Below are 23,503 nucleotides of genomic sequence, written 5' to 3' on the forward strand. Positions count from 1 at the left end.
TCAGGCCCCCTTGGGGGAGGTCGGTTCTGAGTCCGTGGCGCCCTGCGCGGCGCGCGAGCGCAGCCAGCCGGGCCCGCGGCGGGACGTGCGCCGCCGGAAGGCACCGCGCGGGACACTCCGGCGCGGGTCGAGGCGGTCGCGCACGGTGTCGCCGAGCAGGTTCACCGCCAGTACGAGGCCGAAGAGGGCGAGCCCGGGGAAGGTGACGAGCCACCAGGCGGTGGCCACGTACTGCTGGCCGTCGGAGAGCATCGAGCCCCAGGACGCGGTGGGCGGCTGCACCCCGAGGCCGATGAACGACAGCGACGCCTCGAACACCACCATCAGGCCGAGTTCGAGGGTGGCGACCACCACCGCGAGCGGCAGCACCTCGGGCAGGATGTGCCGGGTGACGATCCAGAAGCCGGGCGCGCCGACCGCGACCGCGCCGCGCACGAAGCCGCGCTCCCTGGTCTCCAGCACGCTGGAGTAGGCGATGCGGGTGTAGCGGGGCCACCGTACGAGGGCCAGGCAGATCACCACGTTGACCAGGCTGGGGCCGAGGACGGCCACCACCAGGATCGCCAGCAGGAAGAACGGCACCGACAGCGCGATGTCCGCGATCCGCATCACCACCGCGCCGACCCAGCCGCGGTACCACCCCGCGGCCACCCCCATGAGGACGCCGAAGACCCCGGAGACCACCACGGTGGCCGCGGCGACCGCGATCGACACCCGGGAGCCGTAGAAGATCCTGCTGAGCACGTCACGGCCGAGGGCGTCGGTGCCCAGCAGGTGGAAGTGGCCGTGGGCGGTGGTGAAGGGCTCGCTGAGCCGGGAGACCAGGTCGGCGTGGTTGGGGTCGTACGGGGAGATCACCGGGGCGATCAGCGCGAGGAGGACGTAGAGCACCACGAGGGCCGCGGGCAGCAGCCCCCTGCGGCGGGGTGCGCGGGCCCGGGGCGCGGGGGTGTCGGCGGGCAGCGGCGGGGCGGGTGCCGCGCCCGCCGTGGTGGTGTCGCTCATGCCCCGGCCGCCTTTCCGAGAGTGCCGATACGCGGGTCGATGAGGGCGTAGGCGATGTCGGTGACCAGGTTGACCACGATGTACACGAGCGCGGCGAGGATCACGATGGCCTGCACGAGCGGGAAGTCCCGCCCGTCCACGGACTGCACGGTGAGCTGGCCGAGCCCGGGCCACGCGAAGATCAGCTCGGTGACGACGGAGCCGCCGAGCAGGTTGGCAACTTCGAGCGCGAGGACGGTGAGGACCGGTACGGACACGTTGCGGGCGAGGTGGCGCACCACGAGACGGGCGGTGCCCGCGCCCTTGGCGCGCGCGGTGCGCACGTAGTCGCGGCCGAGCTGTTCGAGGACCGCGCCGCGGGTGATGCGGGCGACGGTGGCGGCGGACAGCGACGCCAGGGTGACCGCGGGCAGGATCAGCGAGGTGATGCCGCCGTAGCCGGTGGACGGCAGGATGCGGAAGGTGACGGAGAACAGCAGGATCAGCAGGATGCCGGTCCAGAACGCGGGCATCGCCTGCCCCACGAGCACCACCGGCATCAGCACCCGCTCGGGCCAGCGGCCCCGGTTCAGCGCCATCACCATGCCGGCGCCGACCCCGAGCACCACCGTCAGCAGCAGCGCGGCGAGCGCCAGGTCGACGGTGTAGGGGATGCGCTGGCGGATCAGGGTGAGCGCGGGCTCGTGCTGGACGTAGGAGTAGCCGAGGTCGCCGTGGAGCAGCCCGTTCAGGAAGTCCAGGTACTGGTGCCACACCGACTCGTCGAGGCCGAGCTGTGCGCGCAGCCGGGCGATGTCGGCGCGGGTGGCGCCCTGCGGGGCGAGGAGCTGGGCGGGGTCGCCGGAGAGGCGGAGGGCGAAGAACACCGCGGTGGTCACACCCCACAGGGCGATGACGGCCTGCCCGAGCCTGACCCCGAGGTACTGGGCCGCGGCGGTGAGGGTGCCCCGGCCGAGGGCGCGACGGTTCATGACGTGAACCTCATGTCGGCTACGAAGAAGCTCTGTTGGGCGTCGGGCTGCCAGTCGAGCCGCTTGTTGGCGCCGTAGATCGAGTAGATCTGGAAGAGGCCGATGCCGGGGACGTCCTTGTTGAGGACGCCGTAGGCACGTGCGTACAGCTTCTCCCTGGCGGCGGGGTCGATGGTGGCACGCGCCTTGTCGACGAGGGCGTCGAAGGCGGCGCTGTGGTACGAGCTCCACACGGTGCCGGTGTGGAAGAGCGGGTAGGCCACACCGTCCGCGTCAAGGCAGGAGCAGGACCACTGGCCGAAGCGGATGGAGCCCCAGTCGTGCGAGGGGCCCTGCACCTTCTTCAGATAGGTGGCCTGGTCGGTGTTCCGGATGGCGACCTTGAGGCCGGTGTCCTGAATGTACGCCTGGATGACCTGCACGATCTGCGGGTCGTAGGTGGGCGAGGTGGCCATCACCACCGTCTTGCCGCGCGCGCCCGCCCGCCGTACGAGGTCGCGTGCCTCCGCCGGGTCGTACGCGTAGTTCTTCAGCGCCTTGGGGTAGCCCTCGGCGAGCGGGGTGAGGACGCTGTTGACCTGTTTCGCGTAGCCCTGTTCGAGCGCGGAGATCAGCGACTTGTAGTCGATGGCGAGGCTGATGGCCCTGCGCACCCGCGGGTCGTTCGTGGGCCCGCCCTTGAGGGCGTTGAAGGCGAGGTAGCTGACGCGTTCGGTGGGCGAGGAGAGCACCTTGAGGTTGCTGGCGCTCTTCATCTGGATGGCGTTGTCCGGGGTCATCGCGTCGGCGATGTCCGCCTTGCCGGAGGTGAGGTCGGCGACCCGGCTCGCGGGCGAGGGCACCGCGCGGAAGGTGACGGCCCTGATCGGGGGCCGCTGCGACCACCAGTGCTCATTGCGTCGCAACTGCACCTGGGAGCCGGAGATGGCGTTCTGGAGCACATAGGGCCCCGAGCCCATCGGGCGCAGGTTGAACTTGGCGTTGCCCACCTTCTTCACATACGCCTCCGGCACCACGGAGAGCGTGGTCAGGTAGGTGAGGAGGGTGGGTGAGGGGTACTTGGTGGTGAGGGTGAGGGTGTTGCCGCTGCCGGTGGCCTTGTCGACCGCGGAGAAGTTGGCGTTCTGCTGGCTGCCGAGCTTCGGGTCGAGGATGCGCTCGATGCTGAACGCCGCGTCGGCCGCGGTGAGCCGGCTGCCGTCGCTGAACCGCACGTCGTCGCGGAGGGTGAACACCCAGGTGGTGGGCGACGTCCTGTGCCACTTTCTGGCGAGCCACGGCACCGGCTCGTTGGTCTTGGGGTCGCGGTGCAGCAGTTGGTCGAAGATGTTGCGGTAGACGGAGTACGAGTCGGTGTCGTACTGGAGCCCGGGGTCGAGGCTCGCCGGGTAGGCGGCGAGGTCCACCGTGAGCCGCGAGTCGCCGGGGGCGGAGCCGCCGGTGGTGGTGGGCAGCGCGCAGGCGGTGAGCGCCGCGGCCAGCAGCACCGCGACGGACCCCTGTCGCAGCGCCCCGGGGGCGCGGGGTATCCGGGGGGCACGCATGGTTCGCCTCCTGCCGGGTGTGCCGGAGGGCTGGCGCCGCGGGGTGTCCGGCCGTCGCGTACGACCGGATGGGGTCGGACACCCCGCGGCGGGTCAGCCGTCCGTCGGTGACGGTATGTGGGCGTCGACGGCCAGGGTGGGCACGTCGACGGGGACGGTCTCGGGGTACTTGATCCCGGCGCCGGTGTTCAGGACGACGGTGCTCTCGCCCTCGCGCAGCCAGCCCGACTCCCGCAGCCGGCGGGCGGCGGCGAAGCAGGCGGCGCCCTCGGGGCAGACGAACGCGCCTTCCTTGTGGGCGAGTTGCCGCTGCTCCGCGAGGAGTTCCGCGTCGCTGACGGCGATGGCGGTGCCCTCGGTCTCGCGTACGGCCTTCAGCACCAGGAAGTCGCCGAGCGCCTTGGGCACGGTGATGCCGAAGGCGACGGTGTGGGCGTCGGGGAAGGGCTCGCTGACGTCCTTGCCCTCCTCGTACGCCTTCACGAGCGGTGCGCACCCCTCCGCCTGCACGGCGACGAGGCGCGGCAACTCGCCCTTGATCCAGCCGAGTTCACGCATCTCCAGCAGGGCCTTGTGGATGCCGATGAGGCCGACACCGCCACCCGCCGGGTAGAGGATCACATCGGGGGTGCGCCAGCCGAGCTGCTCGGCGATCTCGTACCCCATGGTCTTCTTGCCCTCAAGCCGGTACGGCTCCTTGAGCGTGGAGACCTCCTGGTAGCCGTCGCGCTCCCGCACGGCGGCGTTCACGAGCTTGCCCGCGTCGCCGATGAGCCCGTCCACCAGGTACAGCTCGGCCCCGGCGACCACGCACTCGGCGCGGGTGATCGGGGGTGCGTCCACCGGCATCGCGATGAGGCTGCGCATCCCGGCCCTGGCCGCGTAGACCGCCCAGGCGGCGCCCGCGTTGCCGTTGGTGGGCATCGCCACGCCGGTCACACCGAGTTCCGCGGCCCTCGACACCCCGACGGCGGCGCCGCGCGCCTTGAAGCTGCCGGTGGGCACCAGGCCCTCGTCCTTCATCAGCAGTCCCGGGACCCCGATCGAGGCGCCGTACGCACGCATCGGCAGCAGCGGTGTCATGCCCTCGCCGAGGGTGACGACCCGGGACTCGTCCCGTACGGGCAGCACCTCGTGGTAGCGCCAGAGGTCGGCGGGGCGGGAGGCGAGGTCGCCGGGCGTGACGGTCGCGGCGACCCGCTCCAGGTCGTAGCGCGCCAGTAGCGGCACACCGGCCTCGCTGACCCCTTGGACCAGGTCGGCGTCGTAACGCTTGCCGGTCCTTGAGCATTCGAGGTGGCTGAGGGCTGAGTACGGCATGGGGCTCCTCGGACGGAGACGGGAGACGTTTTGGATTTTGAATCCAAAATCAGAGGGCCGTCAAGGGGTTGTCTCACTCTTCGTGATGCTCGGGGGTAGATGTAACGGGGCGTTTACAGGGGCCGGGGCACGGCTGCGGAGAAGCCGGGGAGGATGCGAGGTAGCATAAGGAGCATGAGCGACCCTACCGCCAAGTATTCGATCACCATGCCTCGCGACATCGCCGAGGCCGCCAAGGCCCGCGGCGGCCCTTCGGGCCTGTCCGCCTATGTTTCCGCCGCGGTCGCGCGTCAGATCGAACGCGACGACCTCAACGAACTGATCCAGGTCGCCGAGGCCGAGCACGGCCCCGTCACCGAGGAGGAGATCCAGGCGCTGCGCGACCAACTCCACCACGCGCGCCGGGAGCAGGCACGGGGCGGGAAGAACACCGCGTGACCCGCTCCCCCGCCATCCCCGGCGGCACCCTCGTCCTCGACAGCGAGGGCCTCGCCAAGGCCGTGCTGCGCGACCGCGCCGTCACCGCCTGGCTCGCCCTCGCCCGCGCCGACGACCTGCGGGTGATCACAACGGCGGCGACCCTGGTGGAGGTTGTCCACCCCCGCGTCAACCGCCCGGCCCTGGAGTGGACCCTGTCGCGGCTCGTCGTCGAGGCAGTCACCGAGCCGATCGCCCGGCGCGCCGCCGCCCTCCTCGCCGACGCCGGACTTCATGGGCACAAGTACGCCATCGACGCCATGCTCTGCGCGACCGCTCTCGCCGCCCCAGGACCCGTCACGGTTCTCACTTCCGATCCGGACAACCTCGCCGCTCTGAGCGGTGGGCACCTCACCGTCGTGAAGGTCTGAACGGTCCCGGCGGAAGCCGCGGTGCCTGCGTCAGGCGCGCGCGGCCGGGGGTTCCGGATGGCGGTAGGGGGCGAGGGAGTCGGGGGTGACAACGCCGCCGAACGCCTCGGCGGCCCGCCGCACATGGGCCCTGGCCAGCGCCTCGGCGCGCTCCGCGTCGCCCGCGGCGACGGCTTCCATGATCGCCGCGTGCTCGTCGAGCGCCTCGGGGACCCGCCCGGGCGCCCGGGACGAGGACCCGGAGCCGAACCGCAACTGCCCCCCGAGGTTGTCCATGATCCCCGCCAGTCTGCTGTTGCCCGAGGCGTGCCAGATGGCGCGGTGGAAGGCCACGTCGACATCGCTGTAGCCCTGCCCGCCCTGCTCGTCGAGGAGCCTGCGCTGCTCCTCGTAGAGCGGCAGCAGTTCGGCGCGTACGAACTCGGCGGCGCCGGGCGCGACGGCCGCGTCCCTGGCGGCGACTCCGTCGAGCGCCTCGCGCAGCTCGTAGATCTCGCGCATGTCGCCGACGGCGACCTCGGGCACGAAGTAGCCGCGGTGCGGCACCGCCACCAGGAAGCCGTCGCGTTCGAGACCGGCGAGCGCGGACTTGATCGGTGTCGGCGAGAGCGAGAGGCGCTCGGCCATCACCCGCACCACCACCTTGGCCCCGGGCGCCAGTTCCCCGTGCACGAGCATCTGACGTATCTCCTGGTACGCCCGCCCCTTGTAGGTCTGCCGCTCGATCGCCATGAGACGGCATGATGACACCAGCCGGGACGCTATGACCAGCGGGGCCCGTCCTTACCTGCGGGAATGCTCCGGGAGGCCGCTCGCGCCGGGACGTGCGCACCGGGTCATGGAGCACGTCGGCAGGGGGGCGCCTGCGGTGGCCGTGCCCCGCTTCAGCCGGGCGCGGGGGAGCGCCACAGGGCGAAGCCGGTCGACAGGCTTGTTAACTTGTCTGACAAAATGCTCTACTGAAGGGACTCCAAGCACGGGAGGCCCGCTCTTGCGTGACATCGCCGTTCCGCCCGACGCCCCCGAGAGGACGCCCGACTGGGTGCGAGGAGCGACCCGCTGGATTCAGCTCACCCTCGCCGAGGACGACCCCGCCCACTTCGACGCCGACTTCTGGCTCGGCCTCATGCGCGAGAGCAGGGCCAACGCGCTCTGCCTCAGCGCGGGCGGCTACGTCGCCTACTATCCGACGCGCGTCCCCTTCCATCACCGCAGCGTCCACCTCGGCGACAGCGACCCCTTCGGGACGCTCGTCGAGGGGGCGCGGCGGCTCGGACTGCACGTGATGGCCAGGATCGACCCGCACGCCGTGCACGCGGACGCCGCCGAGGCACACCCCGAGTGGCTGGCGCGGGACCCGCAGGGCCGCCCGCTTGAGCACTGGTCGCTGCCCGGCGCCTGGCTGACCTGCCCCGCGGGCGGCTACCACCGGGAGTTCACCACCGAGGTGGCGCGGGAGATCGCCCGCGAGTACGACATCGACGCGGTCTTCGCCAACCGCTGGGACGGGCACGGCGGCATCTCCTACAGCGAGGCGGCGCGCCGCTCCTTCCGCGAGGCCACGGGGTACGAACTGCCCGCCGAAGGGCCCGGGTCCGCGGCGCCGCCAGAGCCGGTGCGGGTCGCCTACGACGCTTGGCGGCGCGGCATGCTCGGGGAGCTGGTGGCCCGCTGGGACGCGGCGGTCAAACAGGAGCGCCCGCACGCCTCGTTCATCCCCAACCTGGGGGCGACGACCGTACGCGACCTGGACCCGGCGGTCGCGGAGCGGCACTCGCCGTTCTTCGTCATCGACAGACAGGGCCGCTCGGGCACCGAACCCCTGTGGACCGCGGGGCAGTTGGCGCGGCGCAGCCGGGCGGCGTACCCGGACCGCCCGGCGCAGCTCATCGCCTCGGTGGGACCCGAGCACCGGCAGCGCTGGAAGGACTCGGTGGCGCCGCCCGCGGAGGTGCTGACCTGGATCGCGGACGGCTTCGCGCACGGCATCAACCCCTGGATGACGAAGTTCAACGCCGCGGTCCCCGACCGGCGTTGGGTGGAGCCGGTGGCGGACCTGTTCCGGCTGCACGCGCGGATCGAGCCGCAGTTGGCCGCCCTCGCGCCCACCGCGGACATCGCCGTGCTCGACGCGGCCGTCCCCCCGCACCGCACCAGCGAGGAGCGGCTGCGCGGTGGCCACCAAGACGGTGTGCACCAGGCGCTGGTGGCGGCCCGGGTCCCGTTCGAGCTGGTCTCGGACGGCGCGCTGAGCGCGGACCGGCTCGCCGCACACCGGGTGCTCGTGCTCACCGGGGCGGAACGGCTCGGGGACGAACAGCTCGGTGCGATACGGGAGTTCGTGGCGGGAGGCGGCGGTCTCGTCGCGCTGCACCGGGCCGGTCTCGTCGACGAGGACGGTGCGGAGCGCGACGGCTTCGCGCTCGGCGACCTGCTCGGGGTGCGGCTCACGGAGCCGGCCCGCACCGTGAAGAACAAGTACGCCGCGCTCACGGGGCCACCGCATCCGCTGCACGAGGGGTACGAGGGCGCGGGGCGGATCATCGGCGGGACCAGTGTGCTGGGGGTCGAGGCCGCGGACGGCACCGAGGTGCCGTTCCGCTTCGTGCCCGACTTCCCCGATCTGCCGATGGAGGAGGTCTACGCCCGCGCGGAGCCGGACGCGCCCGCGGTGGTGTGCCGCCGCACCGAGGGCGGCGGGCGCACCGTGTACGCGGCGTTCGACGTGGGCGCCGTGTACTGGGAGGCGCTACAGGAGGACCACGGGCGGCTGCTGGTGAACGCGGTGCGCTGGGCCCTCGGCGGGCCCCCCGCGGTGACCGTCGAGGGCGAGGGCCTGGTGGACGTGGCGGTGCGCGCGGGTCTCGGCTCGCTGAGTGTGGCGCTGGTGAACATCAACGACCCGGCGGCCATGCGCGGCACCCGCCGCTCCGTACAGCAACTTCCCCCGCAGACCGTGTCGGTGGCGCTGCCGCCCGGCGCGGCGGACGCCACCGCCCGGTTGCTCGTCGCGGACACGGAGGCGGCGGTGCGGGTCGTGGACGGGCGCGCCGAGGTGGCCGTGCCGGGGGCAGGACTGCTTGAGGTGGTACGGCTCGACTGGCGCGGCCCGGCGGGCACAGGGGGCGCGGGATGAGCGCTCCGGGAGCCCAACGGCCTTGGTGGCGCGAGCCGTTCCGGATGTTCCAGACCAATCTGCGGGAGACCGACGCCGGTCTCGACGTGGCGCGGGTGCTGGACTTCCTGGACGGCTTCGGCGCGGACACCTGGCTGCTCAGCGTCGGCGGCATCGTCTCCAACTACCCGACGCGGCTGGGCTTCCAGACCCGTAACCCGGCGCTCGCCGGGCGCGCCTCCGGGGACCTGGTGGGCGACGCGGTCACGGCCGCGGCGCGGCGCGGGGTGCGGGTGCTCGGCCGGATGGACTTCTCGAAGGTGGACCACGCGCGCGCCGAGGCGAACCCCGAGTGGTGCTTCGTGGACGCGGCGGGCGAACGCCAGGTCTACAACGGCCTCGTGAGCGTGTGTCCGAGCGGGCCCTACTACCAGGAGCGGCTGTTCGACGTGCTCGCCGAGGTGCTGGCGCGCTACGGGGTGGCGGGGTTCTTCCTCAACTGGATGTCCTTCAACGAGGTGGACTACAGCAGGCGTTACCGGGGCGTGTGCCACTGCCCCGGGTGCCGGGTGCGGTGGGCCGCCGAGCACGGCGCGGACACCCCACTGCCCACCGGGCCCGCCGACGAGGGCTACGGCGCCTGGCGGCGTCTCGCCCGTGCCACCCTCGACGACCTCACGGCGCGGATCAGGGCCCATGTCGCCGGGCTCGCGCCGGAGGCCGCGCTGATCCTCGGGGACCGCGCGGACATCGTGTTCCACGAGGCCAACAACGCGGTGGGCCGCCCGCTGTGGCACCACGCCACCGCGGAAGCCGTCAGCGCCGCGAAGTCCCGCCGCCCCGGGGTGCCGGTGCTGGTGAACTCGGTGGCGTTCCTCGACATGCCCTACCGCTGGGGCGGCGAGGACCCGCACCACTTCGCGCAGTACCTGGTGCAGGCGGTGTCCAGGGGCGCCGTCCCCTCCACGTACGTCATGGGCACGCCCGAGGCGGCGGGGTACGGCTGTCTCGACGCCGCGGCGCGTGTCACCCGCTTCCACCGGAACCACGCCGACGTCTACCGCGATTTGCGGCCCGACGCGCCGACGCTGCTGGTGCGGCCCGACCCCGACCGGGTGCCGCCCGAGCGCGCCGAGCGTGCGCTCGGGGAGTTCCGGGGGGTGTATCTCGCCCTCCAGGAGCGGCACTTGCCGTTCGACGTGGTGCCGCAGGGCACGCTCGCGGAGATGGGCGGCGGCGCGAAGGCACGCGGCGAGGGGCATCGGCGGGTCGCGTCGCTCGGCCGCTACCGGCTGCTCGTCCTGCCCGACCTCGCGCCGCTGTCGGCCGGGGAGGGCGCGGCCGTCGGGGCGTACGCGGCGGGCGGGGGCGCGGTGCTGGCCACCGGGGGCACCGGGCTCGGCGGCGGCGCGCTGCCCGACTGGCTGCCGTATGCGCGCGTACGGGCGTCGTGGGAGGGCGAGGAGCCCACCAGGTCGCTGCATCTGCGCGGCGACGGCACCCCGGAGCCCGCGCTGCCCGTGGTCGGCGCGTTCCATGTGGTCGAGCCGCGGCCCGGCGCCGCCACCGGTCTTGCCGCGCTGTCCCGGCACCCGTACGGGCCGCCGGAGAAGTGCCACGGCGCGCGGGAGTTGCCGCACCCGGGCGAGGTGGGCGCGGCGCACGGCGCGGGCCGGGTGGTGGCGCTGCCCTGGCACCCCGGGCTCGGCTACCGCGACCTTGGCCTCGGCGTGCTGCGCGACCTGGTGGCCGACCGGGCGCTCGCGGTGGGCGGCGCGGGGCTCGCGGTGGCGACGGAGCTGCCCGACCGCGCCGAGATCGTCCTCGGCCGCTCGGCGGCGGGCCGGGTGCTCCATGTCCTCAACCGCAGCGGGGACGCGGCACAGCGCTTCCTCGCGCCGCTGCCGCTCGACGAGTGCGCGCTGACACTCCCCTGGCCCGACGCCCCCGACACGGTGGACGCGCTGTGCGCGGGCCGGCCGCTGCCGGTGGAGCACACCGCCGCGGGGGCCAGGGTGCGGCTGCCCCGGCTCGCCTTGTTCGAGGTACTGACGTCCAGGTCGCCGTAAAGCGGTTCCGGTGCCCCGGGGCACCCCGGAACGGCGATGCGTCGGGAGCCGAGCGGCCCGGCCCCCGAGCCACACACGGAGGAAGAGGCAGACCCAAAACCCTCGGGCTGCCGGTACCCACCGCGCTTCGGCGACCCGGGATTGTAAAACAACTATGCAAGAACTCTTGACGGGCAATCGGCCCGGCAGTGCAATGACACCCGCCAGGACCGCCGCTTCCTGCGGCGCCGCGGACCCTCCCCGTTCGCGGCGCCGCAGGTCGACGGCGTCCTGGCCCGGTACCCGCGCGGGGACGGCGACGACGGGAGAGCGCGATGGAGCGCAGGGTTGTGCTGAAGGCCGGTGCCGCCGCCCTCGCGGCGGGCGCCGCCGCGGCCTGCGGTGTCGGCCGCGACGACAGCGGCACCTGGGGCGGGCACACCTCGCTCAGATACGCCTTCTGGGGCGACAACATCCGGCTGAAGACGTACTCGAAGGGCTTCGACGCGTTCCACAAGCGCCACGACACCATCACCGTGGTCCCGGAGTTCGCCGACTACGGCCCCTCCCAGGAGCGCATGACGACGATGATCGCGGCGCACGACCTGCCCGACGTGTTCTGGATCGCCTCGCCCCAGGTGCGCACGTACGAGAAGAACAAGCTCTTCCACCGGCTCGACGGGATACCCACCCTGCGCCTGGACGCCTTCACGCCCGACCAAGTGGAGTCGTTCAAGCTCGGCGGCGTCCTCAACACCATCCCGCTGGGCACGTATGTCTCGGCGTTCCGCTACAACGAGACGTTCGCGAAGCAGGACGGGATCGCCTTCCCCGACGGCGACAGCCCCGACTGGAGCTGGGACGGGCTCGCCGAACTCCTCATCGACTACAGCAGGCACAACACCCACGGCCGCAAGGCGCTGCCCTACCGCTCCGACATCGACCTGCCCTTCGAGTCCTGGCTGCGCCAGCACGGCGAGCAACTGTGGACCGAGGACGGGCGGATCGGCTTCACCGTCGAGGGGCTCGGGTCCTGGTTCGAGTGGTGGGAGAAGCTGCGGCGGGCGGGCGCCACGCTCAGCATGAGCGAGCAGGAGGGCATGGCCTTCGAGTGGCCCACCGTCGGCAGCAGGGTGCTGGCCAACTTCGGCGACTCCAACCACATCGTGGACGAGGGCAAGATGTTCCCCAAGTACCGCTTCAGGCTGCGGCCCGCGCCCGTCGCCGCCGGCTCCCCCGCACACCACAAGTTCCAGTACTGGCCCCGGATGACCATCTCGGGCGAGATCGACCACTCGCTGCTGAACGCCGCAGGGCGGGTGGTGGACTTCAACGTCAACAGCGTGAGCATGGCGCTCAGTACCGGCCTGTCGATGGGCGCGCCCGCGAACCGCGAGGTCGTCGCCGCCTACCGCCCGCACGCCACCCACGACGAGGCCGAGATGCTCGACCTGGTCGCCGCCGACCAGGCGTCCCACGCGATGGGGCGGCGCTACGAGGCGCCCCCCGGCGCCAACACCTGGCGCGACACCATGACGCAGGTGGCCGGCGACATCGCCCTCGGCAGCAAGTCCCCGAAGGACGGAGCCCGCGAGATGATCTCCCGTATCCGGGCCGACCTGGAGCGCGGATGAGCGCCCGGCGCGCCGACCCCCCGGGCGCCCCCGGCGCCCCTGACATCCCCGGCGTCTCCGGCCCGCCTGACGTCTCCGGCGTCCCCGGCGCCCGCACCGGTGAACCCTGCCGTACCGGCGGCGGCGAGCAGGCTCACGGCCGGGGCGCCGGGGACCCCCCGCGCGGCGGCGCCGTCTCGCATCTGCACCGGCAGGGCCGCGCCGCGCACGTCTTCCTCATCCCCTGGCAGCTCGGCCTCGTGCTGATCACCGCGGTGCCGCTGCTCGCCTCGCTCTACCTCGCCTTCACCGACTACAACATCCTCGCCTCCCCGCACTTCACCGGCTTCGAGAACTTCCGGCGGATGGCGCACGACGCCCAGTTCTGGCACGCGGTCCGGGTCACCCTGATCTACGTGGTGGTGTCGGTGCCGCTGCAACTCGCCTTCGCGCTGCTGCTCGCGCTGGTACTGGACCGCGGGCTGCGCGGACTCGCCTTCTACCGCAGCGCGTTCTACCTGCCGTCGCTGCTCGGCGCGAGCGTGGCCGTGGCCATCCTGTGGCGGCAGATCTTCGGCGACACCGGCCTCGTCAACCGGGTGCTCGACGTCGTCGGCATCGACGGGCACAGTTGGCTCCAGGACCCCGCCACCGCGCTGGCCACCCTGATCCTGCTGCACATATGGGCGTTCGGCTCCCCGATGGTGATCTTCCTCGCGGGCCTCCGGCAGATACCCGACGACCTCTACGAGGCGGCCCGGGTGGACGGGGCAGGGATGTGGCGGCAGTTCCGGCACATCACCGTGCCGCTGCTGACGCCGATCATCTTCTTCAACCTGATCCTCCAGACCATCGGCGCCTTCCAGTCCTTCACCCAGGCCGACATCGTCAGCAAGGGCACCGGCGGCCCCTCCGACTCCACCCTCTTCTACACCCTGTACCTCTACAAACAGGGCTTCGTGAACTTCGACATGGGATACGCCTCCGCGCTCGCCTGGGTGCTGCTCGTGGTGGTCGCCGTCATCACGGCGGGGCACTTCCTGATGTCGAAGTACTGGGTCTTCTACGGAGACGAATGATGAGCACCCGGCTGCGCTCCGCCCTCACCCACACCGCGCTCGGCGCGTTCGTCCTGCTGATGCTCTATCCCCTGCTGTGGATGCTGGTCAGCGCCTTCAAGCCAGGACACCTCGTCCTGTCGGAACCGGGCCTGATCCCGCACGAGTTCACCTTCCGCAACTTCCTCGACGGCTGGAACATCCTCAACCAGCCCTTCTCGGTGTTCTTCATCAACTCGCTGATCGTCTCCGTCGGCGCCATCGTCGGCAACCTGTTCTCCTGCTCGCTCACCGCGTACGCGCTGGCGCGTCTTGAGTTCCGGGCGCGGAAGGTCTACCTGGCGATCACCCTGGGCGCGGTGATGCTGCCGATCCACGCGCTGATCATCCCGCAGTACATCGTGTTCTCCCGGCTGCACCTCGTGAACACCTATGTACCGCTGCTGCTGCCGAAGTTCCTCGGCACGGACGCCTTCTTCGTCTTCCTGATGGTGCAGTTCATCCGCACCATCCCGCGCGACCTCGACCGCGCGGCCTGGATCGACGGGGCGGGCCCGTACCGTGTCTTCTGGAGCGTGGTGCTGCCGCTGATGCGCCCCGCGCTGGTGACCACCACCATCTTCACGTTCATCTGGACGTGGAACGACTTCTTCGTCCCGCTGATCTACCTGACCCGCACCGGCGCGTTCACCGTGCCGGTGGCGCTCAACTCCATGGTGTCCTCCGAGAACGAGAGCGGTATCGGCATGCTGTTCGCCATGTCCCTGATCTCCCTGCTGCCGATCCTGGCGTTCTTCGTGTTCGCCCAGAAACACCTGATACGCGGCATCGCCACCACGGGGCTGAAGTGAGCGGCGCGGGCGGGGCGTGGACCCCGGTGGTGGTCGTGCTCGGGGAGCGCGACGAGCGGCGGCGCACGGAGATCGTGCGGGCGGCTGGGCGGGCGCGGGTGGTGTTCGCCGCCGACGCCCGTGCCGCGGCAGGGGAGTTGGCGGCGGCGGACGCGGTCATCGGCCGGGTGCCGCCCGAACTCCTCGCCTCCGCGCCCCGGTTGCGCTGGGTGCACAGCCCCGCGGCCGGAGTGGACGCCGACCTCACGCCCGAACTTCTCGCCTCCGGCATCGAGTTGACGTCCTCCGTGGGCAACGGCGCGGTGCCGCTCGCCGAACACGCCCTCATGCTCATGCTGATGCTCAGCAGGGACGCACCGCGCTGGGCGCGCGCCCAGGCCGCCCACCGCTGGGACCGCCACACCCACGGCGAGCTGGCGGGCGGTGTCCTCGGCATCGTGGGCCTCGGGCACAGCGGCCTCGACCTCGCGGGGAAGGCGCGGGCCTGCCATATGCGGGTACTGGGCGTACGGCGCCGCCCGGAGCGTGCGTCGCCCGGGGTGGACGAGGTGTACGGCCCCGAGGGGCTGCCCGAGGTGCTGGCCGCCGCCGACTTCCTCGTGGTCACCGCCCCCCGCACCGCCGCCACCACCCGGCTGCTCGGCGCCGCGGAACTGCGGCTGATGAAGCCCACGGCGTTCCTGATCTGCATCTCGCGCGGCGGCATCGTCGACGAGGACGCCCTCGCGGACGCCGTACGGGAGCGCCGGCTCGCCGGGGCCGGGCTCGACGCGCACGAGGTGGAACCGCTGCCCGCCGACAGCCCCCTGTGGGACCTGCCCGGGGTGATCGTCACCCCTCACAACGGCGCCACCACCCGGGGCACCGCGGAACGCGGCCACGAGATCCTGCTCACCAATCTGCGCCGCTTCGACCGGGGCGAGCCGTTGGTCAACGTGGTCGACCAGGAGGCGGGCTACTGAACCGCCCGCCGGGTGCCCGGGAAGGGCCGAAGCAGTCTGTCTGGTGCACTTGTCTGACTATGGCAGACTAAGGCCGTGGCAAACGACACACGCTTTCGAGTCGGCCCCTCCTCGCTGACCGAGGCGCTCTACGAGTCCGTACGGCGGCGCATCGTGACCGGCGACATCAAGGCCGGGGAGAAGCTGACCGAGGTGCGGATCGCGACCGAGTACGACGTGGCGCGCCCCACCGCGAAGGCGTGTCTCGAACGCCTCGTGGTGGGCGGCCTGCTGCGCCGCTCCGCGCACAAGACGGCCGTGGTGCCGCTGCTCGACGAGACGGAGATCCGCGACCTGTTCTTCAGCCGCGGCACGATCGAGCGCGCCGCGGTCGCCGCGCTCGCGGGGACCCGCACGGTGCCGGTGGAGGCGGAGCGCGCCCAGGCCGCGATGGAGCTGGCCGCGCGCTCGCACACGTTCGACGCCCAGGTGGAGGCCGATATCGCCTTCCACTCGGCGCTGGTGGACGGCGTGGGCAGCTCCCGGCTCTCTCGGATGCACCAGATCATCCTGGGCGAGGTCCATCTGAGCATGGGGCAGTACCAGGCGCACAGGACCACGGCGCCCGAGAAGGTGGCCGCGGAGCACGCCGCCGTGCTCGACGCGATCAGGGCGGGCGACCCCGGGGCCGCCGAGGACCGGCTCGGCGAGCACCTCGACCACGCCCGGGAGCGGCTGCTCGCGGTCCCCGCACCCCAGGCCCCCACCGGGGAGGAGTGAGCCCCCGGCCACCCCCGGAGCCTTTTTCGTCACACCCGGCGCCACCTGACGCCAGCCCCGCCACCCTTACGGCCGCACCCCCGTATGCGCCGCGCACGGCCGCACACACGGGCGCGGAGGGCCCGCGCGCCCCCGCTCACGACCCGGAAAGACCTCGCGGAAGCGCCCCCGTGCCCCCATCCGCCGACCGCGATCACATCGCCGGTTAATAAGGAAGTCATGGACAGGAGATAGATTACTTGCATCAACCAACGTTCTGTGCCGCCGCCCGACGGGGGGTACGGCGAGCGCGTGAAGAGGAGCAGAGGCACTGTGGGTATAAGCCGAACAACCCCCGGGGAGCAGCCCGCGGCGGCCACCTCGGGGGATGACCGGTACAAGTGGATCGCGCTGTCGAACACCACGCTCGGTGTGCTGATGGTGATGATCAACCAGTCGATCGTGCTGATCGCGCTGCCCGACATCTTCCGGGGCATCCATCTCGACCCGCTCGACCCGGCGAACACCAGCTATCTGCTGTGGATGCTGATGGGCTTCATGGTGGTCACCGCCGTGCTGGTGGTGACCTTCGGACGGCTCGGCGACATGTTCGGCCGGGTGCGCATGTACAACATGGGCTTCGCCGCCTTCACCATCTGTTCCATCGCCCTCTCGCTGACGTACTTCGACGGCAGCGCGGGCGCTCTCTGGCTGATCGGCTGGCGTATCGCGCAGGGCATCGGCGGCGCACTGCTCTTCGCCAACTCGACGGCGATCCTCACCGACGCCTTCCCGGCGCACCAGCGCGGCACCGCCCTCGGCATCAACTCCATCGCCGCCATCGCGGGCTCGTTCATCGGTCTGATCCTCGGCGGTGTGCTGGCGCCGGTGAGCTGGAAGCTGATCTTCCTGGTATCGGTGCCGTTCGGCATCTTCGGCACCATCTGGGCCTATCTGAAGCTGCGGGACACCGGGGTGCGCCGCAAGGCCCGGATGGACTGGTGGGGCAACATCACGTTCGCGGTCGGCCTGATCGCCGTCCTCGTCGGCATCACCTACGGCATCCAGCCGTACGGCGGCAGCACCATGGGCTGGTCCAACCCGCTGGTGCTCGCCGCGCTCATCGGCGGCCTCGCCGTCCTCGTCGTGTTCGTGGTGATCGAGAAGCGGGTCGACGAGCCGCTGTTCCGGCTCTCGCTCTTCCGGCTGCGGGCGTTCACCGCGGGCAATATCGCCTCGCTGATGATGGCGCTCGGCCGCGGTGGCCTCCAGTTCATGCTGATCATGTGGCTCCAGGGCATCTGGCTGCCGCTGCACGGCTACAGCTTCGAGAAGACCCCGCTGTGGGCGGGCATCTACATGATCCCGCTGACCGTGGGCTTCCTGCTGTCGGCGCCGCTGTCCGGCTGGCTCTCGGACCGGATGGGCGCGCGGGCGTTCACGGTCGGCGGCTCGGTGCTCACGGGTGTCGGGTTCGTCCTGCTGATGGTGCTGCCGACCGACTTCAACTACTGGCTCTTCGCCCTCCTGCTCTTCGTGAACGGCCTCGGCTCCGGCCTCTTCGCCTCGCCGAACCGCGCCGAGATCATGAACGCGCTGCCCGCCGAGTCCCGCGGCGTCGGGGCCGGTATGGGCGCCACCTTCCAGAACTCCGCGTCGGTGCTCTCCATCGGCATCTTCTTCAGCCTGATGATCGCCGGTCTCTCCCACACGCTGCCGAGCGCCATGCACGACGGGCTGATCCAGCAGGGTGTGCCGGGCGGCACCGCCCAGGAGGTGTCGCAGCTCCCGCCGATCGCGGTGCTCTTCGCCGCCTTCCTCGGCTACAACCCGTTCAAGCAGCTCCTGGGCGACCAGTTGTCGTCGCTGCCGAACGGCGGGGCCAACATCACCAGCAAGGAGTTCTTCCCGCACCTCATCTCCGGGCCCTTCCACTCGGGCCTGATCGTCGCTTTCTGGTTCGCCGTCGCCGCCTGTGTGGTCGCCGCGGTCTCGTCGCTGCTGACCGGCCGCCCCGGCCGGCCGCACACGGTGGTCGCCCCCGAGCCGCTGGGCGAGGAGCTGGCCGCGGTCTCGGGACAGGCCGGGGTCGCGGCGACCGAGCTGGTGATCCCGGAGGAGGACGACCCGCAGGACGGGGACGACGACCCCCGCTCCCGGGTGCCGGCCCCGGGGCGCCCCGGCTGACCGCACCCTCCGCCACGGGTGGGGCCGGGGACCGCGAGGCTCCCCGGCCCCACTCCCCCGGCACGGGGTTCACGACTGTCAGGGGCCTCAGGGATGTCACGGGCCTCAGGGGATGACCCTCCGCTTCCTGAAGTCGTCGAAGATGTCCAGGAACATGCCCTCCGTCTCCACGTACTCATGGAATCCCGCGCGCCGGGACTTCGAGGTGTCGGCGAACATGTCGTAGTCGAGGCCGAAGACGAAGTCGCCGAAGTCCCAGCTCGACACCTCCCGGTAGGTGGGCGCGAGCCCGTACTTCTCCCGCATCCGCTCCCACAGCGGCTCCTTGTCCGCCATCACCCCGGCCAGCGACATCGGCAGCGGCGGCGCCACCTCCATGCCGAAGGACGCGGCGAGCCTGGGCCATAGCTCGCTCCAGCGGAACAGGTCGCCGTTGGCGATGTTGAACGCCTGGCCCGCGCCGCGCTCGTCCGTCGCCGCCCACACCGTGGCCCTGGCGAGCAGGCCCGCGTCCGTCATCTCCAGCAGGGAGTCGTACGCCCCCGGCTTCCCCGGGAAGCGCAGCGGCAGGCCCGCCTCCCTGGAGACCGCCGCGTACACCGCGATGACCAGGGCGAGGTTCATCGGGTTGCCGAGGGCGCCGCCGCCCACCATCGACGGGCGTATCGCCGACCAGCTCCAGCTCTTGCCCCGCTGCCGCTCCGCAAGGAACGCCTGCTGGTCGGCGTTGAACTCCGGTGGCATATGGCCGGGGTCGGACTCCCGCGCCGGGGTCTTGAACGGGCCCAGATGGGCCCCGTACACCTTGTACCCCTGCATGAGGCTGACGTGGCGCAGGCCGGGGGCGGCGGACTCCACCGCCGTGACCGCGTTCACCAGCATGGCGAGGTTCGGCGGGACCAGTTCGGCCCAGGTGGGGCGGGACTGGAAGGCGGCGTAGAAGACGTGCGTGACATCGGTGAGGCCCGCCAGGCGCCGCCGGGACTCCCGCTCGTCGAGCAGGTCGACGGCGACATGGCGCAGCCCCGGCGCGTCGGGCCCGCCGCGCCGGGAGAGGCCGATGACGTCCCAGTCGCCACGGGAGCGCAGATGGGCGGTGAGGTCGCGCCCGACGACCCCGTGCGCGCCCACGACCAGGGCGACCTTGCGGGCGCCCGACGGCGCGGGATGGGTGACGGCGTGCGTGGACATGTGGAACCCCCAGGTGTGCCGGAGTCCGGCAGGTATGATCGCCTTGGTACCTGGAGGAAGTAGAGCAGGAATCCAGGTACGACGCAAGCCGTACCTAAAGCTTCCGGGTTCCGGACGCAACCGCATGGAAGAGGTGAGCACGGTGGACGAGCACGGGCACCCCACACCCGCCGAGATGGAGCTGGGCAGGGTCCTCACGGCACTGTCCGATCCCCTGCGCCGCAAGGTGGTGTCGGAGCTGGCGGCCGAGCCGCCTGACACCGAGCGCACCTGCACCTCGTTCGGGCTGCCCGTGTCCAAGTCGACCTGCACCCACCACTTCCGGGTGCTGCGCGAGTCGGGTCTGACGGAGGACCTGGACTACGGCAACCGCCGGGGGGTGCGGCTGCGGCGGCAGGAGATCGACGAGCGTTTCCCCGGCCTGCTCGACCTCGTCACCCGCGAGCCGGAGCCCGCGCAGGGGCGGGCGGCGGCGGGCCGGGCGTAGGTCTGCTCGCCCCCGGGCCCCCCAGGTCTGCGAAACCGCAGGCCGGGTGAGGTTTCCGGGGGCGTTGTCAGTGGGCGGGTGCATCATCGGCGCAGTGACTCGGCCGGACCAGGCGGGTCCTGACAGAGGAGCAGGAGCACCATGCCGATCACCAACGCCCGGGTCGCGGGACACGGCTTCCTGGCGGCGCTGTACCGCGACGGGTACTACCCGGACCCCCTCGTGGACAAGGGCCGGGAGATCCTGCTGCGGCTGTGCGAGCGGATCGAGGCCGAGACCCCGGCGGACCTCGCGGCGCTCTACCCGCTCACCCGGGCGGCGACGGAGGAGTTCAACGCACTCGACCTGGAGTTCCACGCCGCCGGGAGCGAGATCGAGACCGTCGCCAGGGAGGAGATAGCCGAGGACTTCTGGTTCCTGGCGTCGGCGTACGGGTTCGAGGACGCGGACGTCGAGGAGCTGATCGCCACCCGGGACTGGTGACACGGGCCCGGCCCGTAGGCGCCGAAGGGGTATGCGGGGGCGGCGGCTTCTGGTACCCCGGCACGGAGGAGTCGCGCACCGGGGAGGTCGGTCGTATGGGGCACGGGGTCGGCGGGGCACGCGGGGGCGCGGGAGCCCTCGCCACCTTCCTCGCACTGGTGGCGCTCGCGGGCTGTACGGGGTCCGGGGGCGGCGGAGACGACGCGGACACCGGGCGCGGCGCGGCCCAGGGCGGCGGCACCGCGCGGCCCTCGTCGGACCGCGGCTCCTCCGCGTCCCCGTCGGGAGGCAGTCTGGCCGCGGCCGACGCGTCGTGCCCCGCCGCCGACGACGTACCGGCCGGGTCCCTGCCGCGGTCCCTCAGGGCGCCGGGGGTTCCCGCGCACTGGTTCGGGTCGGGCGGCCTCTGGGTGAACACGCCGTCCGGCCCCTCGGTGGTCGGCTCGGGCGCGGGGGCGTACCGGGTGAAGTACGCCTCGGTCACCGTCGACTCCCGGGGCGGGATGGCCGACACGGCGGGGCCGCCGGAGGTCGCCGCCGAGCGGGTGGACGGCGCGGGCCGTGGCCGGGGCTCGGTCGGCGGGTACGCCACCGCCACCGTGGGCGACGGCACCGTCTACCGGTTCTGGCCCACCGGCATCGAACTCCCGGACGCGGGCTGCTGGCTGATCACCGAAAGCACACCGGGACACCCGGAAGACACGGGGCACTCGGGAGACCCGGGGAACTCAGGAGGCGCGGGAGACTCGGAGGACACCGTGCGGTTCCTCCTCAAAGTGCCGTGACGCGGGACCGCCGGGCGCCGGGCCGTCGCCGCCCGCTGCGGCAAGAGGGCCCACGTCTTCCACGGGCACCGTCACCATCGTGGCCGTCAGGCGATGGGCCGTCAGGCCACGGCTCCGGCCGTGCTCCTCCGCGCAGCTTCCGGCCCGTCAAGAGTCGCGGAGAAGACGGTCCTGCGTGTGCGCCGCGTAGAACTCGGCCTGGCGGGCCATGACCGTGCTCATCGGGGTACCGCGCGATACGCCGTAGACCGTGCCAGGGAAGTCGAGGTCACGCTGCTTCTCCCATAGTTCGTCATGGCGATCGGGGGAGAACAGCTCGGCCGGGTTCCCGGCCGCGACCCAGCCGATCGGAACCACGCTGTCGGGGCGCAGCCTTGAGTTCACCTGCAGCACGCTGTTGATGCGCAGCTCGGAGCGGGCCCCGGCCACGGCTCCCGGGAACAGCGAAGCACCGGTCGCCACGAAGACCTCGTCCTCGACGCTCGCCCCATTGACATGCGCGTGCGGACCGATCAGCACGGCGTCGCCCACAAGAGCCGGATGCCTGTCCCGCCCACGGATCAGGGCGTTCTCCATCACGACCACGTTCGCGCCCGTCCGGATCTCGCCGTCCTCCGCGGTGAGCACGGCGCCATGCAGGACACGGGCTCGCTCCCCCAGGACGACCGCCCCGCAGAGGACCGCGGTGGGAGCCACATAGGCGCTCTCGGGAACCACAGGCCGCTTACCTCGATGCTCAAGCAACATACTTCAGGGTAAATCGGCCCGTCGAAGCCGCCCTTGAACTGCCGGACGGACCCGGTGCCGGACGGCCCCGGAAGCGCCCCGACCTGCGCGGGAGCACCGTGACGCCCAAGCGCGGAGCGCCCCTCACGCCCCCGCGAGCTGCGGGTAGATCTCCTCGACCGGGCCCGAGAGCCTGGCGTGCACCTGGCGGGTGACCTCGTCGGCGTAGACCTCCGCCGCGCCCTCCTCGACGCCGCGCAGCGCCAGCGCCGCGATCTCCTCGGGAGAGGACTTGGGGGTGCCCGCAGGCAGCCCGGCCGTCATGTCGGTGTCGATGTACGCCATCAGCAAGCCCGTGACCTGCGTCTTCTGCCCATGCAGCTCGATCCGCAGGGCGTTGGTCGCGGACCAGGCGGCGGCCTTGGCCGCGCCGTAGCCGCCCTGGTTCGGCAGGCTCAGCCAGGAGAGCACCGAGAGGCAGTTCAGGAGGGCGCCGCCGCCGTTCGCCGCGAGGACGGGGGCGAAGGCGCGGCTGACGGCGAGGGTGCCGAAGAAGTTGGTCTCCATCTCGCGGCGCACCAGGGACTCGGCGTCGAGGATGCCGCCGCCCGTGCTGATCCCGGCGTTGTTGACGAGCAGGTCCACATCGGTGGCCGCCGCTGCCGCCGCGGCGACGGACCCCGGGTCGGTGATGTCGAGGCCGAGCGCCGTCAGCGCGGGGTGCTCGGGGAGCGCGGAGGTGTCACGGGCCGTGGCGTAGACCCGGGCGGCGCCCCCGTCGAGGAGGGCCGCGACGAGGGACCTGCCGAGGCCCCGGTTGGCGCCCGTGACCAGCGCGGTCGAGCCGGCGATCTGCATGGTGACTCCAGGGGTGGGGGCGGCGGCGCGCGGCCGTCGGCCGGAAGAGCGGAAGAGCGGAAGACCGGAAGAGCGGAAGAGCGGAAGAGCGGAAGAGCGGAAGAGCGGTACGGCGGCAGCGTAGACATACAAACTTTCTTCAAGCAAGTCTGTGCGGCCGGGGCCGTACAGGACCCGACGTAGGCTTGCCGCGAGTGAGGAGGGTGACGCGATGCCCCAGCGCCAGGACTGGTCGCGGTCCGTGTGCCCCATCGCCCGCTCGATGGACGTGCTCGGCGATGCCTGGGCGCTGCGCATCCTGGGCGAGGCGATGGTGGGCGTGCGCCGCTACGACGACTTCCGCCGCAGGCTCGGCATCGCGGACAACGTCCTCAGCCGCCGCCTCGGCCAGTTGGTGGACGAGGGCGTGCTCGCCCGCGCCCCCTACCGCGGCCCGCGCCGCACCCAGTACGAGTACGTACTGACGGACGCGGGCAAGGAGCTGTTCCCGATCCTGAGCGCGATGGCGCTGTGGGGCGAGAGGCACACCAGGGCGCCCGGCCCGACCGGGCATCTGCGTGTCGTGCACACCGCCTGCGGCACACCGAGCAGCGGCGCGGAGGCGTGCAGCCACTGCGGCACACCGCTGACCAAGGACAACTCCCACTGGGAGCGCCTGTGGGAGACCGCGGCCGCGGCGCCCTGACCGCGCGCGCCGCGCGGGACCCGCCCGG

The 23,503-nt window shown here is 72.0% G+C and carries 22 protein-coding genes; 14 read left to right on the plus strand and 8 right to left on the minus strand.

The window, feature by feature from the left end:
- The 4 genes from ACIBIW_RS02435 to ACIBIW_RS02450 all read right to left on the minus strand — a co-directional run bounded on the left by ACIBIW_RS02435 (position 1) and on the right by ACIBIW_RS02450 (position 4,840).
- Positions 1 to 1,005 carry an ABC transporter permease gene (locus tag ACIBIW_RS02435; RefSeq protein WP_399331047.1) on the minus strand — a complete coding sequence of 335 codons (1,005 nt, stop codon included), beginning with the start codon at positions 1,003 to 1,005 and terminating at the stop codon, positions 1 to 3.
- Positions 1,002 to 1,976, minus strand: a complete 975-nt coding sequence (locus tag ACIBIW_RS02440; protein WP_399331049.1) for an ABC transporter permease — start codon at positions 1,974 to 1,976, stop codon at positions 1,002 to 1,004. Before ACIBIW_RS02440 ends, ACIBIW_RS02435 begins: the two co-directional genes overlap by 4 nt.
- A complete protein-coding gene (locus ACIBIW_RS02445) occupies positions 1,973 to 3,520 on the minus strand; it encodes an ABC transporter substrate-binding protein (protein WP_399331051.1) in 1,548 nt (515 codons plus the stop codon). Before ACIBIW_RS02445 ends, ACIBIW_RS02440 begins: the two co-directional genes overlap by 4 nt.
- A gap of 93 nt (positions 3,521 to 3,613) precedes the next feature.
- Entirely contained in the window at positions 3,614 to 4,840 is a 1,227-nt protein-coding gene (locus tag ACIBIW_RS02450; RefSeq protein ID WP_399331053.1) for a threonine synthase, read from the minus strand.
- A gap of 174 nt (positions 4,841 to 5,014) precedes the next feature.
- Here ACIBIW_RS02450 and ACIBIW_RS02455 point away from each other — a divergent pair, with 174 nt between their 5' ends.
- Both ACIBIW_RS02455 and ACIBIW_RS02460 read left to right on the plus strand, forming a co-directional pair.
- Complete coding sequence (locus tag ACIBIW_RS02455) at positions 5,015 to 5,278, plus strand: CopG family transcriptional regulator (RefSeq protein ID WP_399331055.1); 264 nt, start codon at positions 5,015 to 5,017, stop codon at positions 5,276 to 5,278.
- Positions 5,275 to 5,688, plus strand: coding sequence for a DNA-binding protein (locus tag ACIBIW_RS02460; protein WP_399331057.1), 414 nt, complete (start codon positions 5,275 to 5,277; stop codon positions 5,686 to 5,688). Before ACIBIW_RS02455 ends, ACIBIW_RS02460 begins: the two co-directional genes overlap by 4 nt.
- 30 nt (positions 5,689 to 5,718) lie before the next feature.
- Here the strand turns inward: ACIBIW_RS02460 and ACIBIW_RS02465 are convergent, their stop codons facing one another.
- Entirely contained in the window at positions 5,719 to 6,420 is a 702-nt protein-coding gene (locus ACIBIW_RS02465) for a GntR family transcriptional regulator (RefSeq protein WP_399331059.1), read from the minus strand.
- Between the two features lie 259 nt (positions 6,421 to 6,679).
- On the opposite strand from ACIBIW_RS02465, the gene ACIBIW_RS02470 reads away from it, so the two are divergent.
- From ACIBIW_RS02470 to ACIBIW_RS02505, 8 genes are all read left to right on the plus strand, one after another.
- Entirely contained in the window at positions 6,680 to 8,824 is a 2,145-nt protein-coding gene (locus ACIBIW_RS02470; protein WP_399331061.1) for a hypothetical protein, read from the plus strand.
- Positions 8,821 to 10,872, plus strand: a complete 2,052-nt coding sequence (locus ACIBIW_RS02475; RefSeq protein WP_399331063.1) for a hypothetical protein — start codon at positions 8,821 to 8,823, stop codon at positions 10,870 to 10,872. Before ACIBIW_RS02470 ends, ACIBIW_RS02475 begins: the two co-directional genes overlap by 4 nt.
- A gap of 314 nt (positions 10,873 to 11,186) precedes the next feature.
- Positions 11,187 to 12,485, plus strand: coding sequence for an ABC transporter substrate-binding protein (locus tag ACIBIW_RS02480; protein ID WP_399331065.1), 1,299 nt, complete (start codon positions 11,187 to 11,189; stop codon positions 12,483 to 12,485).
- The gene (locus tag ACIBIW_RS02485) at positions 12,482 to 13,543 is read left to right on the plus strand and encodes a carbohydrate ABC transporter permease (RefSeq protein WP_399331067.1); all 1,062 of its coding nucleotides are present in this window, start codon (positions 12,482 to 12,484) and stop codon (positions 13,541 to 13,543) included. Before ACIBIW_RS02480 ends, ACIBIW_RS02485 begins: the two co-directional genes overlap by 4 nt.
- Positions 13,543 to 14,373: a carbohydrate ABC transporter permease gene (locus tag ACIBIW_RS02490; RefSeq protein ID WP_399331069.1), complete on the plus strand. Its 831-nt coding sequence runs from the start codon at positions 13,543 to 13,545 to the stop codon at positions 14,371 to 14,373. The genes ACIBIW_RS02485 and ACIBIW_RS02490 overlap by 1 nt, the downstream gene beginning before the upstream one ends.
- A complete protein-coding gene (locus tag ACIBIW_RS02495; protein ID WP_399331071.1) occupies positions 14,370 to 15,335 on the plus strand; it encodes a D-2-hydroxyacid dehydrogenase in 966 nt (321 codons plus the stop codon). The genes ACIBIW_RS02490 and ACIBIW_RS02495 overlap by 4 nt, the downstream gene beginning before the upstream one ends.
- Positions 15,336 to 15,410: 75 nt before the next feature.
- Positions 15,411 to 16,094: a GntR family transcriptional regulator gene (locus ACIBIW_RS02500; RefSeq protein WP_399331073.1), complete on the plus strand. Its 684-nt coding sequence runs from the start codon at positions 15,411 to 15,413 to the stop codon at positions 16,092 to 16,094.
- Between the two features lie 312 nt (positions 16,095 to 16,406).
- Entirely contained in the window at positions 16,407 to 18,260 is a 1,854-nt protein-coding gene (locus tag ACIBIW_RS02505) for an MFS transporter (protein ID WP_399331075.1), read from the plus strand.
- 105 nt (positions 18,261 to 18,365) lie between these two features.
- Here ACIBIW_RS02505 and ACIBIW_RS02510 read toward each other — a convergent pair whose 3' ends face one another.
- Positions 18,366 to 19,451 carry an SDR family oxidoreductase gene (locus ACIBIW_RS02510; RefSeq protein ID WP_399331077.1) on the minus strand — a complete coding sequence of 362 codons (1,086 nt, stop codon included), beginning with the start codon at positions 19,449 to 19,451 and terminating at the stop codon, positions 18,366 to 18,368.
- A 124-nt stretch (positions 19,452 to 19,575) separates the two neighbouring features.
- Between ACIBIW_RS02510 and ACIBIW_RS02515 the strand changes: the two genes are divergently transcribed.
- The 3 genes from ACIBIW_RS02515 (at position 19,576) to ACIBIW_RS02525 (ending at position 21,206) form a co-directional block, all read left to right on the plus strand.
- On the plus strand, positions 19,576 to 19,938 hold the full coding sequence (locus tag ACIBIW_RS02515) for an ArsR/SmtB family transcription factor (protein WP_399331079.1): 363 nt from the start codon (positions 19,576 to 19,578) through the stop codon (positions 19,936 to 19,938).
- Between the two features lie 141 nt (positions 19,939 to 20,079).
- Positions 20,080 to 20,421 (plus strand): DUF5713 family protein, encoded by a 342-nt coding sequence (locus ACIBIW_RS02520; protein ID WP_399331081.1) that lies wholly within the window; start codon positions 20,080 to 20,082, stop codon positions 20,419 to 20,421.
- 95 nt (positions 20,422 to 20,516) lie between these two features.
- Positions 20,517 to 21,206, plus strand: coding sequence for a hypothetical protein (locus tag ACIBIW_RS02525; RefSeq protein WP_399331083.1), 690 nt, complete (start codon positions 20,517 to 20,519; stop codon positions 21,204 to 21,206).
- 147 nt (positions 21,207 to 21,353) lie between these two features.
- On the opposite strand, the gene ACIBIW_RS02530 is transcribed toward ACIBIW_RS02525, so the two are convergent.
- Together ACIBIW_RS02530 and ACIBIW_RS02535 are read right to left on the minus strand one after the other, a co-directional pair.
- The gene (locus ACIBIW_RS02530) at positions 21,354 to 21,833 is read right to left on the minus strand and encodes a gamma carbonic anhydrase family protein (protein WP_399331085.1); all 480 of its coding nucleotides are present in this window, start codon (positions 21,831 to 21,833) and stop codon (positions 21,354 to 21,356) included.
- Between the two features lie 243 nt (positions 21,834 to 22,076).
- On the minus strand, positions 22,077 to 22,790 hold the full coding sequence (locus ACIBIW_RS02535) for an SDR family oxidoreductase (protein ID WP_399331087.1): 714 nt from the start codon (positions 22,788 to 22,790) through the stop codon (positions 22,077 to 22,079).
- Positions 22,791 to 23,001: 211 nt separating this feature from the next.
- Here ACIBIW_RS02535 and ACIBIW_RS02540 point away from each other — a divergent pair, with 211 nt between their 5' ends.
- On the plus strand, positions 23,002 to 23,475 hold the full coding sequence (locus ACIBIW_RS02540) for a winged helix-turn-helix transcriptional regulator (RefSeq protein ID WP_399331089.1): 474 nt from the start codon (positions 23,002 to 23,004) through the stop codon (positions 23,473 to 23,475).
- Positions 23,476 to 23,503 lie beyond the last annotated feature (28 nt).

Source organism: Streptomyces sp. NPDC050560 (assembly GCF_044457285.1).
GTDB lineage: Bacteria > Actinomycetota > Actinomycetes > Streptomycetales > Streptomycetaceae > Streptomyces.

Coding starts and splice junctions, on each gene's coding strand:
- ACIBIW_RS02435 (WP_399331047.1), bottom strand. CDS start 1,005: ATGAGCGACACCACCACGGCGGGCGCGGCACCCGCCCCGCCGCTGCCC.
- ACIBIW_RS02440 (WP_399331049.1), bottom strand. CDS start 1,976: ATGAACCGTCGCGCCCTCGGCCGGGGCACCCTCACCGCCGCGGCCCAG.
- ACIBIW_RS02445 (WP_399331051.1), bottom strand. CDS start 3,520: ATGCGTGCCCCCCGGATACCCCGCGCCCCCGGGGCGCTGCGACAGGGG.
- ACIBIW_RS02450 (WP_399331053.1), bottom strand. CDS start 4,840: ATGCCGTACTCAGCCCTCAGCCACCTCGAATGCTCAAGGACCGGCAAG.
- ACIBIW_RS02455 (WP_399331055.1), top strand. CDS start 5,015: ATGAGCGACCCTACCGCCAAGTATTCGATCACCATGCCTCGCGACATC.
- ACIBIW_RS02465 (WP_399331059.1), bottom strand. CDS start 6,420: ATGGCGATCGAGCGGCAGACCTACAAGGGGCGGGCGTACCAGGAGATA.
- ACIBIW_RS02475 (WP_399331063.1), top strand. CDS start 8,821: ATGAGCGCTCCGGGAGCCCAACGGCCTTGGTGGCGCGAGCCGTTCCGG.
- ACIBIW_RS02480 (WP_399331065.1), top strand. CDS start 11,187: ATGGAGCGCAGGGTTGTGCTGAAGGCCGGTGCCGCCGCCCTCGCGGCG.
- ACIBIW_RS02485 (WP_399331067.1), top strand. CDS start 12,482: ATGAGCGCCCGGCGCGCCGACCCCCCGGGCGCCCCCGGCGCCCCTGAC.
- ACIBIW_RS02490 (WP_399331069.1), top strand. CDS start 13,543: ATGAGCACCCGGCTGCGCTCCGCCCTCACCCACACCGCGCTCGGCGCG.
- ACIBIW_RS02510 (WP_399331077.1), bottom strand. CDS start 19,451: ATGTCCACGCACGCCGTCACCCATCCCGCGCCGTCGGGCGCCCGCAAG.
- ACIBIW_RS02515 (WP_399331079.1), top strand. CDS start 19,576: ATGGAAGAGGTGAGCACGGTGGACGAGCACGGGCACCCCACACCCGCC.
- ACIBIW_RS02520 (WP_399331081.1), top strand. CDS start 20,080: ATGCCGATCACCAACGCCCGGGTCGCGGGACACGGCTTCCTGGCGGCG.
- ACIBIW_RS02525 (WP_399331083.1), top strand. CDS start 20,517: ATGGGGCACGGGGTCGGCGGGGCACGCGGGGGCGCGGGAGCCCTCGCC.
- ACIBIW_RS02535 (WP_399331087.1), bottom strand. CDS start 22,790: ATGCAGATCGCCGGCTCGACCGCGCTGGTCACGGGCGCCAACCGGGGC.
- ACIBIW_RS02540 (WP_399331089.1), top strand. CDS start 23,002: ATGCCCCAGCGCCAGGACTGGTCGCGGTCCGTGTGCCCCATCGCCCGC.